The organism is Pseudomonas turukhanskensis, from assembly GCF_027922365.1.
Classification (GTDB): Bacteria; Pseudomonadota; Gammaproteobacteria; order Pseudomonadales; family Pseudomonadaceae; genus Aquipseudomonas; species Aquipseudomonas turukhanskensis.
On sequence record NZ_BSFN01000001.1, the window covers coordinates 815,037 to 832,816 of the forward strand.

At 62.7% G+C, this 17,780-nt stretch carries 10 protein-coding genes; 7 read left to right on the forward strand and 3 right to left on the reverse strand.

From position 1 onward, the window contains the following. Window positions 1–20: 20 nt before the first annotated feature. Together PKE98_RS03670 and PKE98_RS03675 are read right to left on the reverse strand one after the other, a co-directional pair. Window positions 21–722, reverse strand: a complete 702-nt coding sequence (locus PKE98_RS03670; RefSeq protein WP_271193902.1) for a helix-turn-helix transcriptional regulator — start codon at window positions 720–722, stop codon at window positions 21–23. A gap of 119 nt (window positions 723–841) precedes the next feature. Next, complete coding sequence (locus tag PKE98_RS03675) at window positions 842–1,207, reverse strand: VOC family protein (RefSeq protein WP_271193903.1); 366 nt, start codon at window positions 1,205–1,207, stop codon at window positions 842–844. A 178-nt stretch (window positions 1,208–1,385) separates the two neighbouring features. Here PKE98_RS03675 and alr point away from each other — a divergent pair, with 178 nt between their 5' ends. Next, a complete protein-coding gene (alr, locus tag PKE98_RS03680; RefSeq protein WP_271193904.1) occupies window positions 1,386–2,462 on the forward strand; it encodes an alanine racemase in 1,077 nt (358 codons plus the stop codon). A gap of 93 nt (window positions 2,463–2,555) precedes the next feature. On the opposite strand, the gene PKE98_RS03685 is transcribed toward alr, so the two are convergent. After that, window positions 2,556–4,469 (reverse strand): diguanylate cyclase, encoded by a 1,914-nt coding sequence (locus tag PKE98_RS03685; RefSeq protein ID WP_271193953.1) that lies wholly within the window; start codon window positions 4,467–4,469, stop codon window positions 2,556–2,558. Between the two features lie 228 nt (window positions 4,470–4,697). Between PKE98_RS03685 and PKE98_RS03690 the strand changes: the two genes are divergently transcribed. The 6 genes from PKE98_RS03690 to PKE98_RS03715 all read left to right on the forward strand — a co-directional run bounded on the left by PKE98_RS03690 (window position 4,698) and on the right by PKE98_RS03715 (window position 17,666). After that, window positions 4,698–7,022 carry a YgiQ family radical SAM protein gene (locus PKE98_RS03690; RefSeq protein WP_271193905.1) on the forward strand — a complete coding sequence of 775 codons (2,325 nt, stop codon included), beginning with the start codon at window positions 4,698–4,700 and terminating at the stop codon, window positions 7,020–7,022. A gap of 268 nt (window positions 7,023–7,290) precedes the next feature. Continuing rightward, window positions 7,291–8,343, forward strand: a complete 1,053-nt coding sequence (locus PKE98_RS03695; protein WP_271193906.1) for an ABC transporter substrate-binding protein — start codon at window positions 7,291–7,293, stop codon at window positions 8,341–8,343. Window positions 8,344–8,368: 25 nt separating this feature from the next. Continuing rightward, a complete protein-coding gene (locus tag PKE98_RS03700; RefSeq protein WP_271193907.1) occupies window positions 8,369–9,442 on the forward strand; it encodes an AraC family transcriptional regulator in 1,074 nt (357 codons plus the stop codon). 272 nt (window positions 9,443–9,714) lie between these two features. Beyond that, window positions 9,715–12,042 (forward strand): TonB-dependent receptor, encoded by a 2,328-nt coding sequence (locus tag PKE98_RS03705; RefSeq protein WP_271193908.1) that lies wholly within the window; start codon window positions 9,715–9,717, stop codon window positions 12,040–12,042. 7 nt (window positions 12,043–12,049) lie between these two features. Continuing rightward, window positions 12,050–13,378, forward strand: a complete 1,329-nt coding sequence (locus PKE98_RS03710; protein WP_271193909.1) for an LLM class flavin-dependent oxidoreductase — start codon at window positions 12,050–12,052, stop codon at window positions 13,376–13,378. Between the two features lie 991 nt (window positions 13,379–14,369). Continuing rightward, window positions 14,370–17,666, forward strand: coding sequence for a transglutaminase family protein (locus tag PKE98_RS03715; protein ID WP_271193910.1), 3,297 nt, complete (start codon window positions 14,370–14,372; stop codon window positions 17,664–17,666). Window positions 17,667–17,780: the final 114 nt, after the last annotated feature.

Consider the following 17,780-nt stretch of genomic DNA (forward strand, 5'->3'; position numbering starts at 1 on the left):
GAGTCGAAATTGAGGTCTCTTCAAATCTTGTAGTGCGGCGCGATGAAATCGCTGTCGACGTAAGGCGCCAGATAGTCTTCCAGCCGCTGCCCTTCGCCACACGCAAAGTGCTCATCGGTATCGGTCAGCGTATCCAGCCGGTCGATACGAAAGTTACGGAAGTCGCCGCGCAGTTCGCACCAGCTGCATAGCGTCCAGGTCTGTCCCCAGAAGAACAGCCCCAACGGCCAGATGCAGCGCTCGCTGCTCTGGCCTTTTTCGTCTTTGTAGCTCAGTTGCAGTTTGCGCTGCTGGCGGATGGCGAGCCTTAGCTGGCCTAGCCAGTGCACAGGGTAGAGATTGGATTCCGGAGCGAAGAGGTTGTGGCGGTTGAGCTCGCTGCGCAGATCGCTCGGCAGCACGCCGTGGATTTTTGCCAGCGCCGATTCGGCGGCATGTTGCAGTGCCGGGTCGGCCCAGGCTTTGACCATCTTGGCGCCGATCATCAGCGCTTCGATTTCTTCGCGCTCAAACATCAAGGGCGGCAGGTCCATGGGCTGGCGCAGCACGTAGCCCACGCCCGCTTCACCCTCCAGCGGTACGCCGGAGAGCGACAAATCCTGAATATCACGGTAGATGGTGCGCACCGACACCTGCAAGCGCTCCGCCAGCCACTGCGCGGTGGTCAGGCGGCGGCTGCGCAGGAACTGCACAATCTGGAACAGGCGGTCGGCGCGTCTCATGGTTTTTCGGTGGGCCTGCGCGGCGTAGGGCGGATATCGCCGGGGCGATACCGCCGTTACGGTGTCGGGAGCCAATGGCGGATATCCGCTGCACGGATATTCGCTCTACGTGTGCCGGGTCAGGACACGCTGTGAAGCCCCACGCTATTGCCTTCGCTGTCTTTAATCAAGGCAATGAAACCGTGCGGGGCGATCTCGGTGCGCGGCTGCAAAATAGTGCCACCGGCATTCGGTACGCGGTCGAGGACGGCATCCAGCTGGCCTTCCACGTTCAGGTAAACGCGGGTGCCGCCAGTGCCCGGATGCATGCCGGGCATGGCGCTGATGCAACCGCCAACGCCGCCGTTTTCTTCGCCCGGGAAAATCCCCATGCGCGACATCGGCCCATCGACAATCGGCAGCTCCATATCCAGGGCGCGCTGGTAGAAGGTGTGGGCGCGGTCGAAGTTGCTGACATACAGTTCAAACCAGTTCACGGCGTTCATGGCATTCATTCCTTGGCGTTGTAGAGAGTTGAACGCAGCCCGCAAGGTGGATAACCCCGAGCTGCTGAGGGGCACTCTACGAGGAGGCTACTGACAGCCTTCTGTCAGTAGCCTGCAAAGATATTTCTGCGCCGCGCTGGGCTAAACTGCCGGTCCTTTCGCCGCTGTCGAGTTCACCATGCGCCCGCTAATCGCCACCATCGACCTGGCTGCCCTGCGCCATAACTACGCCGTTGCCCACCGTTGCGCCCCGGGCCGGCAAGCCTTCGCCGTGGTCAAGGCCAACGCTTACGGCCATGGCCTGCGTGAGGTGGTGGCCGCGCTCGACGATGCCGATGGCTTTGCCGTGTGCTGCCTGGAAGAAGCGCAGGCCGTGCGCGAAGTGAATGCGAGCGGGCGATTGATGCTATTGGAAGGCTGTTTCGAGGCGGTGGAATACCAGCAGGCCGCGGCGCTGAATCTGGATGTGGCCGTCCACAGCCCGGCGCAGGCGCAGGCGCTTTTGTCAGCAGCGCTGTCGCAACCGTTGAACATCTGGCTGAAGCTCGACAGCGGCATGCACCGGCTCGGTTTTTCTCCCGCCGCGCTGCGCGAATGGCATGCCCGTCTGGCGGCTACGGCGAATGTGGCCGAGCTGAACCTGCTCGGCCATTTCGCCTGTGCCGATGAGCGCGGGCATGAGTTGAACGAGCAGCAGGTCGAGCAATTTCTTGGCCTGCTGGACCTGGAATTCGACCAGCGCTCCCTGGCCAACTCCGCGGCGCTGCTGACCATTCCGGCCGCCCATATGGACTGGCAGCGCCCCGGCATCATGCTCTACGGCGCCACGCCATTTGCCGAGCTGAGCGCCAGGGACCTTGGCCTGCGGCCGGTAATGAGCCTGACCGCGAAAGTGATTGCCCTGCGCGAAGTGCCGGCGGGCGAGAGCGTCGGTTACGGCGCCAGTTGGGTCGCGCAGCGACCGTCGCTAATTGGCACGGTGAGCTGCGGTTACGCCGACGGCTATCCCCGTCACGCGCCGCCAGGCACCGAAGTGGTGGTGCGCGGTCAGCGCGTGCCGCTGGCGGGGAGGGTGTCGATGGACATGCTCAGCATCGACCTTACCGACGTGGCCGGTGCGCGCGAGGGCGATGCCGTGGAGTTGTGGGGCGCGCAATTGCCTGTGGATGAGCTGGCCCAGCGCTGCGGCAGCATTGGTTATGAGTTGTTGACCAAGGTGACGGGGCGCGTGCCGCGCCGGTACGTCGAATCGTAGAGCAGTAGGATGGGTGGGGCCGGCCAGGCGAGCCTACGCGAATCGATGGGTTTCGCTGCGCTCTACCCATCCTGCGAGTTTGCCGTCGGCAAACTAAACCAATCCCGTCGGCACCTGCAAAACGTCGAGAAACAGACACTGCTCCGGGCTCAGCGAGCCATCCTTGCCGCGCATGATGCAGCCCGAGCGGCCCTGGCTTTTCGCCTGGTAGAGCGCTTCATCGGCGGCCTTGTACAACCCGGCAAACTGCTTGGCGTGCTGCGGAAACAGCGCCGCGCCGATGCTGATGGTCACGGCCAGGTTATTCGCCCCGTAGAGCACCGGCCGCGCCAGTTCAGTCAGCAGGCGCACGGCGATTTCCTGCGCGTGCTGCTCGGCTTCCGGGCCGCTGATCACGATGGCGAACTCATCCCCACCTAACCGCGCCACCATGTCGTTGCTGCGCACATGCTCGCGCAAGCGCTGGCCGATAGTGCGCAGCATCAGGTCGCCGGCATCGTGGCCGTGGCGGTCGTTGATCGGTTTGAAATGGTCGAGGTCCACCAGCAATAACGCCACCGATTCCTGCCGCCGGCTGGCGTCGGCCAGGGAGGTTTCCACCCGCTCGATCAGGTAGCGACGGTTGGGCAGGTCGGTAAGCGGGTCGTGAAAAGCGGCATGTTGCAGCGCCTGCTCGCGCTCACGCAGTTGCTGATTGGCTTCAGCCAGCTGGGTATTGGCCTCGGCCAGCTCGGCGGTGCGCAATTGCACGGCGCGTTTGAGCTCATCGGCGCTGGCTTGAATCTGCGACAGGCGCGCGGTCTTTTCCCGGTCGGCCTGTTGCAGCGCGATGCTGCGGTCGTGCTTGAGCGTCTGAATGCGGTAGGCCAGGGCGAAGGAGAACAGAATCGACTCGGCCGCCACCGCCAGCGGGAACACATAGGCGTTCCAGTCTGCCGGTTGAATAACCCCGGTGGTGCGCATCAACAGCAGGCCAGTGCTGCCCAGAATCAGGCCGTAGCCGCACAGGTACAAAAACGCCGGGAAATACTGCTGCCGCCAGCGTATGAACGCTGAGCCCAGCGCCGCCGGAATGCTGGTGAACGACAGCATCGCGATAATCCACGCCGCCGTGCCACGGTCGCCGAAAAAGTCGATGACAATGGCGACGATGTACATCGCGCATGCCAGGTTCAGTAGGTGATGGGCCCAGCGCACATAGCGACGGGTTTGCATCAACGTCTGGGTGAAGCGCGAAGCGAAAAGTCCCCACAGCGACGGCAGCACGATGCGGTCCAGCCACACCGGCACCGGGTGGTTCGGCCACAGGTACTGGAAGCCGTGGCCGGTCATGCTGACGATAAACAGCAGGGCGCCGGCGGTGGCCAGCACGTACCAGAAGTAGGCCGAGTCGCGCAGGCTGAAAAAGATAAAGAGGTTGTACAGCAGCAGGGCAGTGATGATGCCGTAGATCACGCCCAGGCCAATGTTCTCGGTGGCCGCCAGTTGGCTGAGGTCATCCAGCTGCCACACCTTCAGCGGAAACGAGTTGCCCGCCGGGTCGTAGGTGCGCAGGTAGAAGGTCAGTGGTTCTTCGCCCAGCTCCGGCAGCTTGAACAGCGTGCGGCGGTAAGGGTGGTCGCGGCCATCGGCGTAATTGACCACTTCGCCGCCCTGACGCTGGGTCCAGCCGGTGTGCGGGCCGGGCAGGTACAGCTGCATATTCAGCTGCGTCACCGAGCCCACTTCCAGCCACCAGTTTTGCGGGGCGGAGCTGCGGCGTTGCAGAGAAACTTTGATCCACCACGGATTGCGGCTCTGGCCGACGCTGGCCTTGCCGTTGGCCGGTATAAAGCGCTGTTGCACGGCCGGGTCGGCCATATCGGCGACATTCAACTTGGCGCCGACGTCTTCCAGCAACTCGATCTGCCCATTGAGCGACGCGCCGCTGCTGGAGCGCTCCAGCAGCACCGGCGCGGCCGCGAACGATTGGCTGCAACACGCAGCCAGCAAGGCAAACAGGTACATCCGCAGAATGGTTAGCCGCACCGCAACACTCCTTGTACCCAAGCGCTGCGGCCGGGCGATGAAAACTGCGTCGAGTATAGCCATGCCAATGAAGTGTGATCACACATCATATGAGACTTTTCCCGTCATACATCGGGCAGTAGCTGACTGACACAGTCGGATTCTGTACATTTTTTGTGCTATATTCCGCGCCCGCGATTTTCCATGCAACCGCCATACGGTCACTCCATGCAAGCAGCCAAGCCGTTATTCGATTATCCAAAGTACTGGGCCGAGTGTTTCGGGCCTGCACCTTTCCTGCCAATGAGCCGGGAAGAGATGGATCTGCTTGGCTGGGATTCCTGCGACATCATCATCGTGACCGGTGACGCGTATGTGGATCACCCGTCTTTTGGCATGGCAATCATCGGTCGGCTGCTTGAAGCCCAGGGCTTTCGCGTGGGCATCATTGCCCAGCCGAACTGGCAGTCCAAAGACGACTTCATGAAGCTCGGCGAGCCGAACCTGTTCTTCGGCGTCGCGGCCGGCAACATGGATTCGATGATCAACCGCTACACCGCCGACAAGAAAATCCGCTCGGACGACGCCTACACCCCCGGCGGCCTGGCCGGCAAACGCCCCGACCGCGCAAGCCTGGTATACAGCCAGCGCTGCAAGGAAGCCTACAAGCACGTACCGATCGTGCTCGGCGGCATCGAAGCCTCGTTGCGCCGCATCGCCCACTACGACTACTGGCAAGACCGCGTGCGCAACTCGATCCTGATCGACGCCAGCGCCGACATTCTGCTGTACGGCAACGCCGAGCGCGCCATCGTTGAAGTGGCCCAGCGCCTGGCCTTCGGCCACAAGATCGAAGACATCACCGACGTGCGCGGCACCGCGTTTATCCGTCGTGATACGCCGCAAGGCTGGTATGAAGTGGACTCCACCCGTATCGACCGCCCGGGCAAGGTCGACAAGATCATCAACCCGTACGTGAATACGCAAGACACCCAGGCCTGCGCCATTGAGCAGGAAAAGGGGCCGGTTGAAGATCCGGAGGAAGCCAAGGTCGTGCAGATTCTGGCCAGCCCGCGCATGACCCGCGACAAAACCGTTATCCGCCTGCCGTCCATGGAAAAGGTGCGTAACGACCCGGTGTTGTACGCCCACGCCAACCGCGTGCTGCACCTGGAAACCAACCCCGGCAACGCCCGCGCGCTGGTGCAGAAACATGGCGAAGTGGACGTGTGGTTCAACCCGCCACCCATTCCCATGACCACCGACGAGATGGACTACGTGTTCGGCATGCCGTATCAGCGCGTTCCGCACCCGGCCTATGGCAAGGAAAAAATTCCTGCCTACGACATGATCCGTTTCTCGGTAAACATCATGCGTGGCTGCTTTGGCGGTTGCACCTTCTGCTCCATTACCGAGCACGAAGGCCGCATCATCCAGAACCGCTCGGAAGAGTCGATCATTCGCGAGATCGAAGAAATCCGCGACAAGGTGCCAGGCTTTACCGGGGTGATCTCCGACCTCGGCGGGCCGACTGCCAACATGTACCGCATCGCCTGCAAAAGCCCGGAAATCGAATCGGCGTGCCGCAAGCCGTCGTGCGTGTTCCCCGGCATCTGCCCGAACCTGAACACCGACCACTCCAGCCTGATTCAGCTGTACCGCAGCGCCCGCGCACTGCCAGGCGTGAAAAAGATTCTGATCGCCTCGGGTCTGCGCTATGACCTGGCCGTGGAATCGCCCGAGTACGTCAAAGAGCTGGTCACCCACCACGTGGGTGGCTACCTGAAAATTGCCCCGGAGCACACCGAAGAAGGCCCGCTGAATCAGATGATGAAGCCGGGCATTGGCTCCTACGACAAGTTCAAGCGCATGTTCGAGAAGTACTCGAAAGAGGCGGGCAAAGAGCAGTACCTGATCCCGTACTTTATCGCCGCGCACCCGGGCACCACCGACGAAGACATGATGAACCTGGCTCTTTGGCTCAAAGGCAACGGCTTCCGTGCCGACCAGGTGCAGGCCTTCTACCCCTCGCCGATGGCCACCGCCACCGCCATGTACCACTCGGGCAAGAACCCGCTGCGCAAGGTCACCTACAAAAGCGACGGCGTGACCATCGTCAAAAGCGAAGAGCAGCGCCGCCTGCACAAAGCCTTCCTGCGCTACCACGACCCAAAGGGCTGGCCGATGCTGCGTGAAGCGCTGCTGCGCATGGGCCGTGGCGACCTGATCGGGCCGGGCAAGAACCAGCTCATCCCGCTGCACCAGCCGGCCACCGACAGCTACCAGAGCGCACGTCGCAAGAACTCGACGCCAGCCGGGAGCCACAAGGTCGCCAAGGAAACCACCACCAAGATCCTCACCCAGCACAGCGGCCTGCCACCACGCGCCAGCGACGGCGGCAATCCGTGGGACAAACGCGAGCAAGCCAAGGCCGCCGCGTTCGCCAAGAACCAGGAAGATGCCAAGGCCCGTCACGAGGCGGCCAAAGGCAACAAGGGTAAAGGCGGCAAGGGTGGGAAGAAGCCAGCGCGTCAGCCGGTGTTTCCGCGTTAAGGTTTGTGATTTTGTAGGGTGTGCTGCGCGCACCGAGCGGTTTCCCGGAAAACCGCAACGGTGCGCATAGCACACCCTACAACCAGCCTTCCCGGCATATTTTTTATGCCTCGAATTTATCGCCCAGGCAGAACCCTCGTCCCATCTGCTTATTCGTTTAAGCACTAAAAATCCAAGCTTTAATTATTTTCCTCTCAAAACACTCGCCATTACTTTGCCCGCACGCTTTCGGCAATTCGCCGCTTTGTTTTGATGCAGGAGTGTCCCCATGCGCTTTTCCCCGCTGTTTCGCCGCGCTGCGGCGTCGTCGCTGACTGTCGTGCTGGCCCTGGCCGCCAGTGGTGTATTAGCCGCCGACCTTAAACAAATCCGTATCGCCGTGCCCGATATCAGCGCCGGCAAAACCCCAAGCGGGGCAGGGGTGGTGGACGTGCTGCGCGACCGTCAGGACCTGGAAAAAGAATTTGCCGCCGACGGCATTGAGGTGCAGTGGACCTTTTTCAAAGGCGCCGGCCCAGCGGTAAACGAAGCCTTGGCCAACGGCCAGGTCGACTTCGCCTACCTGGGCGACCTGCCGGCTATCGTCGGCAAGGCCAATGGCCTGGACACCCGCCTGCTCAGCGCCACCGCGCGCGATGTCAAACAGTACCTCGGCGTGCTGCCAGGCTCTGGCATCACGTCGTTGGAAACCCTCAAAGGCAAACGCGTGGCTATTTTCCGCGGCACCGCCACGCAACTGTCGTTCGATGCCGCGCTGGCCAGCAAAGGCCTGACCGAGCGTGATTTCAAAGTCATCAACCTCGACTACAACGCCGCCAACGCCGCGCTGGCCGCCAAGCAGATCGACGCCACCTGGACCGGCCCCGGTGTGTTCGCCCTCAAGGACCGTGGCCTGGCCGACGTGGCCATCAGCACTGCCGACCTCAACGGCGCCGGCAGCCTGCAAGCGGTGCTGGTCGGCACCGGCGCCTTCGTCGATGCCCACCCGGATATCGTCAAGCGCTTGCTCAAAGCCCAGCAGCCGGCTGTCACCTGGCTGCGCAACGAGGACCACAAACAGGCTTATGTCGACCTGGTGGCCAGACTGTCGACCTACCCGGCGAGCATTCTCAACGCCGACGCGGGTAGTCAGTCGTTTGTGAAAATCTTCAACCCGCAGCTGGACCAGGAGTTCCTCGGCAACCTGCAAAACGGCATCAACGTGGCCCTGAAGCAGAAGCTGATTCGCAAGGGCTTTGAGGTTAAAGACTGGGCACAGCCGGCCTTCCTTGATGCTGCGCTGCAGGGTGCGGACGCCAGCGCCGCCCAGGCCTCGCGTTAAGCCGTCGGGTGGGGGAGAAGTTGCCATGCGCCGTATCGACACCATCGCCACCTGGGCTCAGGTGATAGTTCGCGCGCTGGAAGCCGAAGGCATTGCCAGCGCACCGCTGCTGCGTGAAGCCGGTATCGACCCGGCTACGCTGCACGACGCCAACCAGCGCATTGCCCAGGCCAATATGAGCGCGCTGTGGCGGGCGACGCTGCGCGTCACTGGCGATGAATGTTTTGGTTTGCGGGTGGCGCGCTGTGGCTATCCGACCGATTTCCACGGCTTGTCGTTTGCGATGCAAAGCAGCTTTACCCTGAGCGAGGCGCTGGAGCGCTCGATTCGCTATTGCGCGGTGATCAGTACCTCGGCGGATATGCAGATCCACCGCCTGCCGGGTGTTACACGCCTGGTGTACGGGCTGGCCGAAGGGGTGGTGGTGGAGCGCATTGCCACCGAGGCGTTTATCGCCAGCTCCGTGCAGTTCGCCCAGCAAACCTGGCGTGAGGCGGCGGTGATCAAGCGCGTATGCCTCACGCGAGCCACGCCCGCCAACCCGGAACGCTGGGTGCAACTGTTGGGTTACCCGGTGACATTCGACGCCCCGGTTAACGCTATCGATTACGACAACGCCTGGTTGCAGGCGCCGCTGCGCACCGGCAACAGCGAAGTGGCCCGAGGGCTGGACAGCGTGTTGACCGACTACCTGGAGCGCCAACGCCGCAGCAATTTGCCCGAGCGCGTGCGCAGCGTGATTGTGCGTCAGTTGCCGCTGGGCGAAGTGCAGCAAAGCAAGGTCGCCGACGAGTTGGGCATGAGCGTACGCAACCTGCACCGCCACCTGCACAAACACGCCAGCAGCTTCAAAGACCTACTCGACGAAAGCCGCCGGCAGCTGGCAATCACCTACCTGCGCCAGTCGCACTGCTCCATCAACGAAATCTGCTACCGCCTGGGCTTCAACGAGCCGAGCAGTTTCAACCGCGCGTTTCGCCGCTGGACCGGGTGCAGTCCCGGGCAGTGGCGGCGTGAGGAGTTGACGCAAAGCAGCGTGCCGGTCGCGCCCCAACGATTGACGCCAACGATGATGTCGCCGCTGGCGTTGGCGGTTTAAACGCTCGGTCTTGTGGGAATGGCGTAGAGCGGATATCGCCACCGGCGATATCCGCCGTTTCGCTGACCTGAGGCGGCGGATATCCGCTGTGCGGATATTCGCCCTACGCCTCTCCCCACGTCAGACAATAAACCCTGAGCACCTTGTCCATTTCGGACCATCACTTGTCCGCCAAAGCCCGTCCCAGCCGGTTCGCGCTCCTTACCATGCTTCTCAAGACCGAGATGCCGCGCCCGCCACAGGGCCTGCGCCGTTCTCTTCAAGGAGCTTGCATGAACCGTTCACCCTACTGGCCGCAGTCGGCCCTCAAGCCGTTGACCCTGGCCGTGTTGCTGGCCTTGCCCGGCGTGGTGTTGGCCGATGAAACCGCCGCCCCCGCTGCCAGTGAAACCAGCGCCGAAGATGCGCCGAAGCTCAAAACAGTGGTGGTGACCGCCCGCCGTCGGGAAGAGGCGGCGCAGGACGTGCCCACGCCCATCACCACGCTCAGCGGCGCCAATCTGGAAACCCAGAAGGTCTACCGCATTCAGGACCTGCAACAGGCACTGCCCAGCGTGAACGTCGCCTACGTGCATGCGCGGGTTTCCAGCCTGGCGGTGCGCGGTATCGGCAACAACCCGGCCAGTGACGGCCTGGAAGGCAGCGCCGGGGTGTACCTGGACAACGTTTATCTCGGTCGCCCAGGCATGGCCGCGTTCGACCTGCTCGACATCGAACAGCTGGAATTACTGCGCGGACCGCAAGGCACCTTGTTCGGCAAGAACACCACCGCCGGCGTGCTGAACATCACCACCCGTGGCCCGACCTTTACTCCGGAAAGCACCTTTGAAGTGTCCGGTGGCGAGCGCGGGTATTTTCAGACCAAGGGCTCGGTCTCCGGCCCGCTGACCGACACCCTCGCCGGGCGGCTGTCGTTCTACCGCACCCGCGACGATGGCTACCTGGACAACGACTACGACAACCGCAAATTGCTCGGCGGCGAACGCGAAGGCCTGCGCGGCCAATTGCTGTTCAAGCCCAACGACGATTTCAGCCTGCGCTGGATCAACGAGTACAACGAAGAGAACTCCTCCAGCGGCAGCAGCGTGGTGTATGGCGCCGGCAAAACCTTCTGGGACCGCGCCACGCTGGTGGGCGCCAACCCGAAGATCGGGCGCAGCAATATCGACGGTCGGCAGAACGTCAGCGTGCACCAGAATGCGAGTTCGGTTGAAGCCAACTGGAATCTGAACGGCGGCTACACGCTGACCTCCATCAGCGCCTACCGCTACTGGCACTTCAACCCGGCGAACGATGCCGACCAGACCGAAAAGAACGTAATCAAAGACTTCGGCTACGAAGTACATGACCGCCAGTTCTCCCAGGAAATCCGCCTGGCCTCGCCCAAGGGCGAAACTGTCGATTACGTGGTGGGTGCCTATGCCTTCAAGCAGGACCTGGGCAACCGCATCTTCACCGACCTGGGGCCATTGGCCGACCTCAACCTGATCGGCGCCAACCTCAACGCGCTGAACAATATCTACACCGAAAGCCACGGCAAGGTGGATACCGAAAGCTACGCGCTGTTTGGCCAGGCCACCTGGCACCTGACCAACCGCCTGGACTTCACCGCCGGTATCCGCGGCACCTACGAAGAAAAAACCGCCAGCATCGAGCGTCTGGCGCCGGTGGGTGGCGGCACGGCGCTGGTGATTCCGGGCGTGGTTGACGGTAACGCGATTCGCGATGCGCAGGTCGGCGCCTACGACAGCGGCGGTCTGGGCCTGCATAGCGCGGCACCGTCCGGTTTGCTGAGCCTGAGCTACCGCTTCACCGACGACGTACTGGGTTATGCCTCCCTGTCCCACGGCGAAAAATCCGGCGGGGTTAACCTGGCCATCGCCTCGGCACCGACGCTCGGCGCAGACTCGCTGCTGGTCGGCCCCGAGCGTGCGAACGACGCGGAGTTGGGCATCAAAACGCAGCTTTTCAACGACCGCCTGCAATTCAATACCAACATCTTCTGGACTCAGGTAGACGGCTACCAAGCCACCACCTACTACCAGCCGCCTGGCTCGGCCGTAGGCTATCAACTGCTGACCAACGCCGGCACCGTGCGCTCGCGCGGGGTTGAATTCGAGGCCTCGGTGTTGCCGGTGCGTGGCTTGACCATCAATGCCAACGGCTCGTTCAACGACGTGACGTACCTGGACTTCAAAGACGCCCCGTGCCCGGCCGAGGCGCCCGGCACCAGTTGCAACCTCAGCGGCGAACGCGTAGCCGGCGCCTCGCGCTGGATCGGCAACCTCAACGCCGAATACAAATTCCCCCTGGTGGACCGCTTCGAACCCTACGTAGCCGGCAGCTACAGCTACCGCTCCGAAGCCGAAGGCACGCTGGATAACTCCGATCTGGCGGAGATCGACGGCTACGCCCTGGCCAACTTCGTCACCGGCGTGCGTGTGGACTACGGCGACGGCCTGCTGGACGCCTCGCTGTGGGTTAAAAACGCCTTCGACAAAGAGTATTACCTGGCGGTCGGCACCGGCTCCAACGGCCTGTACACCGCATCCCTGGGCCAGCCGCGCACTGCCGGCGTCACCCTGCGCTACGACTTCTGAGGTGCCCATGAGCCAACCCAAACACCTGACCCTCGGCGCCTTTCTGATGGGCAGCGGTCACCACCTGGCCGCCTGGCGCCACCCGCGTGCCTACTCCGACGGTGGGCTGAACTTCGCCCACTTCAAACGCCTGGCGCAGACCGCCGAGCGCGGCAAGTTCGACGCGATTTTCTTCGCCGACAACCTAGCCATGCTCGGCGACGGCGAGCTGGGCAAATACACCGCGTTGGGCGATGTCTTCGACCCGCTGGTGCTGCTCTCGGGCCTGGCCACGGTGACCGAACATATCGGCCTGATTTCCACCGTCTCCACTAGCTACAACGAGCCCTACCTGCTGGCACGCAAATTCGCCTCCCTCGACCACTTGAGCGGCGGCCGCGCCGGCTGGAACCTGGTGACCTCGGCGCTGGATCAGGAGGCGCAGAATTTTGGTCGCGACAAACACTTCGAGCACGACGACCGTTATGAGCGCGCCGAAGAGTTCATCGACGTGACCACCGGCTTGTGGGACAGCTGGGACGACGACGCCTTCGTACGCGACAAGGCCGCGGGCGTGTACTTCCACCCGGAGAAATTGCACACCCTCAACCACAAGGGCGAGCGCTACCAGGTACGCGGCCCGCTGAACATTCCGCGCTCGCCGCAAGGCTACCCGGTACTGATTCAGGCCGGCTCGTCCGAACCCGGCAAAGTGCTGGCTGCGCGCACGGCCGAAGTGGTGTTTACCGCGCAGCAGACCCTGGCCAATGCGCAGGCGTTTTACGCCGACCTCAAAGGCCGGTTGCCGCTGTATGGGCGCACGGCGGATCAGCTGAAAATCATGCCGGGCATTTCGCCGGTGATCGGCCACACGCAGAGCGAGGCGGAGGATAAATACGCCGAGCTGCAAGACCTGGTTGAGTCGCGTGTGGGGCTTGGGTTGTTGGCGGGCATGGCCGGTGGGTTTGATTTGTCGGAATACGACCTGGACGGACCCTTGCCGGAGTTGCCGGTGAGCAATGCGATGCAGAGTCGGCAGCATCTGTTTATCGACTTGGCGCGGCGGGAGAACCTGACGATTCGGCAGCTGTATTTGAAGATTGCCGGGGCGCGGGGGCATCACACGGCGGTGGGCACGCCGGTGCAGATTGCCGATCTGCTGGAGGAGTGGTTTACCCAGGGCGGGGCGGATGGCTTCAACATCATGCCGCCGTTTTTGCCGGATGGGTTGGAGCTGTTTGTGGACTTGGTGGTGCCGCAATTGCAGAGGCGGGGGTTGTTTCGTACCGAGTACTCGGGGAGTACGTTGCGGGAGAATTTGGGGTTGAGGCGGCCGGTTAGTCGGTATGCCAGGTAGGGCAGCTGTTGTTGGCTTTGGAGGGGGCGGTGGTATTCATTACCGCGTGTGCTGGGGGTTTTTGTTTCGTGCCTTACGCGCGAGTCACTTTTGTCATTGCGACAAAAGTAACCAAAAACGCTAGCCCCCACCTTGGGTCTACGCTGCGCTCCGACTTCCCTCGTTACATCGCCGCTCCGGGGGCACGCCACGACGGGCCGTCCCTGGCCCATCGTGCCTCTCGCGGCATCCATGCCGCTCAACCCCCTCCACGACGACTCCACTCGGCCTGCGCTCAAGGGGCGGGTAGATCAAGATCAAAAGCGGTAGATCAAAAGCCCCTCACCCCAGCCCTCTCCCGCACGCGGGAGAGGGGGCAGATTCTCGTAGGAGCTAGCTTGCTGGCGAACCCTGGAAAAGGTGATTCGCGACCTGCGCTTGCAGGGTTCGCCAGCAAGCTGGCTCCTACGGAATCGAGACCAAACGTCACCCCTCGCCCGCTTGCGGGAGAGGGGCCGGGGGTGAGGGGCTTTTGATCTTGATCTACCGCTTGTGATCTACCCGCCCCTTGAGCGCCAGGCCGAGTGGAGTCGTTGCGTAAGGGGTCGTAGCGGCCGGGAGCCGCGCAGAGGGATGAGGGCCATGGATGGCCCTTCAGCCCGGCCCCTGGAGCGACGACGCAACGAGGGAACCCGAAGCGCAGCGTAGGGCCCAGGTAGGGGCGAGATTTTTTGGTTTCTTTTTTATGGTGCGGCATTCCGACGACTGGAAAAAGAAACTCGCGCGTAAGGCCCGAAACAAAACGCCCAGCACGCTTGGTAATAAAGACCTCCTCAAATTCCAAAGCAAACACCAAGCGCCCTCTTTACGTGCGATCCTCTGCCCCACACATCGCCAACAGCGCGATTTTGGTGCCGGGGCCCGGCAACCGGTGCCCAATACACCGGCCTGCCCCCGGCTGGCATAAGTCTTGCGCGGTTCATAGCCCGCCAAGGCTCGCAGGAGGCACGCCGTGTCGATTCATGTCGCATTGCACCACGTAACGCACTACCGCTACGACCGCGCGGTCGATCTGGGCCCGCAGATTGTGCGCTTACGCCCGGCCGCCCACAGCCGCACGCGGGTGCTGTCCTATGCGCTGAAAGTGCTGCCGGAAAAGCATTTCATCAATTGGCAACAAGACCCCCAGGGCAATTACCTGGCCCGTCTGGTGTTCCCGGAAAAAACCACCGAGCTGCGTATCGAGGTGGATCTGGTCGCCGAAATGGCGGTGTTCAACCCGTTCGATTTCTTTCTCGAGCCCTACGCGGAAAAAATTCCCTTCGCCTATTCGGCCGATGAAAAACGCGAGCTGACGCCGTACCTGGCCACCCTTGAACCCACCAAGAAGTTCGACGCCTACGTCGCCAGCATCGAGCGCAAGCCGCTGCCGACCATCGATTTTCTGGTGGCCCTCAACCAGCGCCTGAGCCAGGACATCAGCTACCTGATCCGCATGGAGCCGGGCGTGCAAACCCCCGAGCAAACCCTGGTCAACGCCTCCGGCTCGTGCCGCGATTCGGCCTGGTTGCTGGTGCAGATTCTGCGCAGCCTGGGCCTCGCCGCGCGCTTTGTGTCCGGCTACCTGATTCAACTGACCGCCGACGTCAAAGCCCTCGACGGCCCCAGCGGCACCACGGTCGATTTCACTGACCTGCACGCCTGGTGCGAGGTGTATTTGCCGGGCGCCGGTTGGGTGGGGCTGGACCCCACTTCCGGGCTGTTTGCCGGCGAAGGCCATATCCCGCTGGCGTGCAGCCCCGAGCCGTCGTCGGCAGCGCCTATCAGTGGCGTGGTTGAGCCGTGCGAGGCGCAGTTCACCCACGAGATGTCGGTGGAGCGCATCTGGGAAGCGCCGCGCGTCACCAAGCCTTACACCGATGAGCAATGGCTGGAGATCGAGCGTCTCGGTCGGCAGATTGATAACGACCTGATTTCCGGCGACGTGCGCCTGACCATGGGCGGCGAACCGACGTTTGTGTCCATCGATGACCCCGACGGTGCCGAGTGGAATACCGATGCGCTGGGCGACAACAAGCGCAAGCTTTCGGCTGAACTTTACCAGCGCATGCGCAAGCGTTACGCACCCAAGGGCCTGGTGCATTTCGGCCAGGGCAAGTGGTACCCCGGCGAGCAGTTGCCGCGCTGGTCGCTGAACTGTTTCTGGCGCCATGACGGTGAGCCGATCTGGCACAACCCGGCGCTGATTGCCGATGAAAACGAAAGCTACAACGCTGACGGCAAACTCGCCGGTCTTTTCCTGGCCAGCGTTGCCGAGCGTTTGCAGCTCAACACCGAATTCGTGTTTCCGGCCTACGAAGACAATTTCTACTACCTCTGGCGCGAGGGCGCGTTGCCGAAAAACGTCAGCGCCGAAGACCCGCGTCTGGACGACGAAATGGAGCGTGCACGGCTGCGCAAAGTTTTTGCTCAGGGGCTGGATAAAGTGGTCGGTCAGGTGCTGCCACTGGCGCGCACGGCGGCCAACGATGCCTGGCAAAGCGGGCGTTGGTACCTGCGTGACGAGCATTGCCGGCTGGTGCCGGGCGACTCGGCCATGGGCTATCGCTTGCCGCTGGCCTCGCAGCCGTGGGTAAAGGCGGCCGAATTTCCGTTTGTGCATGCGCAAGACCCTAACCAGAGCTTTGCCGAATTGCCGCCCAGCGACGCCTTGCGCGGGCTGCCGGTGGAGCGTGGCGAAACTCCGGCCAAGAGCGAGGAGCGTGAGCCGAAGCTGGATGAGTCGGCCTCCTGGCTGACCCGCACGGCGCTGTGTGCCGAGGCGCGGGAGGGGCGCCTGTATCTGTTTATGCCGCCGCTGGCCGAGCTTGAGGATTACCTGGCGCTGGTCAGCGTGATCGAGGCGTGTGCCGAGGAGTTGCATTGCCCGGTGTTGCTCGAAGGTTACGAGCCGCCCAGCGATCCGCGCCTTGGCAATTTCCGCGTCACGCCAGACCCGGGCGTGATCGAAGTGAACGTGCAGCCGTCGTCGAGCTGGGACCAGTTGGTGGAGCGCACCGAGTTTCTTTATGAGGAGGCGCGGCAAACCCGCCTGACCACCGAGAAGTTCATGATCGATGGCCGCCACACGGGCACCGGCGGCGGTAACCATTTTGTGCTCGGTGGCGCCACGCCAGCCGACTCGCCGTTTCTACGCCGCCCCGATCTGCTGCGCAGCCTGATCAGCTATTGGCACAATCACCCCTCGCTGTCGTACCTGTTTTCCGGGCTGTTTATCGGCCCGACATCGCAGGCGCCGCGCATCGACGAAGCGCGCAATGACTCGCTGTACGAACTGGAAATCGCCTTCTCGCAAATGCCGGCGCCAGGCGAGCAATGCCCGCCGTGGATCGTCGACCGTTTGCTGCGCAATTTGCTGATCGACGTGACCGGCAACACCCACCGCGCCGAGTTCTGCATCGACAAACTCTATTCGCCGGACAGCGCCAGTGGCCGCCTTGGTTTGCTGGAGCTGCGCGGTTTTGAAATGCCACCCCATGCGCGCATGAGCCTGACCCAGCAACTGCTGCTGCGCGCGCTGGTGGCGCGTTTCTGGCGTGAGCCGTATGCGCCGCCGAAGTTGGCGCGCTGGGGCACCGAACTGCATGACCGCTTCCTGCTGCCGCACTTTATTGAGCAGGACTTCGCCGACGTGATCGTCGAGCTGAACAACGCCGGTTACCCCCTGCGCGCCGAGTGGTTCGATGCGCACCTGGAATTCCGCTTCCCGAAAATTGGCGATTACGCCGTGGCCGGTATCGAGCTGGAATTGCGCCAGGCGCTGGAGCCTTGGCATGTGTTGGGCGAGGAGGGCGGTGGCGGCGGCACGGTGCGCTATGTCGACTCGTCGCTTGAACGGGTGCAGGTCAAGCTCAACGGCTTGCCGCCGCAGCGCTATATGCTCACCTGCAATGGGGTGCCGGTGCCGTTGCAGCCCACCGGGCGGGTGGGCGAGTTTGTCGCCGGCGTGCGCTTTCGCGCGTGGCAGCCGTACAACGCGTTGCAGCCCACCATCGGTGTGCATGCGCCGCTGATTTTCGACCTGCTCGATACCTGGATGCAGCGTTCGCTGGGCGGTTGCCAGTATCATGTCGCCCACCCCGGCGGGCGCAATTACGAGACGCTGCCGGTGAATGCCAACGAAGCTGAAAGCCGGCGCATGGCGCGGTTTTTTCGGTTGGGGCACAACCCTGGCCAGCTCGCTGTACCGCAGCTGCAGATTAACGATGAGCTGCCGATGACCCTGGATCTACGTCTGCACCGCCGCTGAGTGAAGACCTTGCGCCACCCCATGTAGGTGGCGTTCCACGGGTGATATCCGTGGTCTGCGCTACGCTGTTTTTGCGGTTTTCTGTGATTGTTTCTGTCGTCTGCCGAGCGTTAC

Coding starts and splice junctions, on each gene's coding strand:
- PKE98_RS03670 (WP_271193902.1), bottom strand. CDS start 722: ATGAGACGCGCCGACCGCCTGTTCCAGATTGTGCAGTTCCTGCGCAGC.
- PKE98_RS03675 (WP_271193903.1), bottom strand. CDS start 1,207: ATGAACGCCGTGAACTGGTTTGAACTGTATGTCAGCAACTTCGACCGC.
- alr (WP_271193904.1), top strand. CDS start 1,386: ATGCGCCCGCTAATCGCCACCATCGACCTGGCTGCCCTGCGCCATAAC.
- PKE98_RS03685 (WP_271193953.1), bottom strand. CDS start 4,469: ATGTACCTGTTTGCCTTGCTGGCTGCGTGTTGCAGCCAATCGTTCGCG.
- PKE98_RS03690 (WP_271193905.1), top strand. CDS start 4,698: ATGCAAGCAGCCAAGCCGTTATTCGATTATCCAAAGTACTGGGCCGAG.
- PKE98_RS03695 (WP_271193906.1), top strand. CDS start 7,291: ATGCGCTTTTCCCCGCTGTTTCGCCGCGCTGCGGCGTCGTCGCTGACT.
- PKE98_RS03700 (WP_271193907.1), top strand. CDS start 8,369: ATGCGCCGTATCGACACCATCGCCACCTGGGCTCAGGTGATAGTTCGC.
- PKE98_RS03705 (WP_271193908.1), top strand. CDS start 9,715: ATGAACCGTTCACCCTACTGGCCGCAGTCGGCCCTCAAGCCGTTGACC.
- PKE98_RS03710 (WP_271193909.1), top strand. CDS start 12,050: ATGAGCCAACCCAAACACCTGACCCTCGGCGCCTTTCTGATGGGCAGC.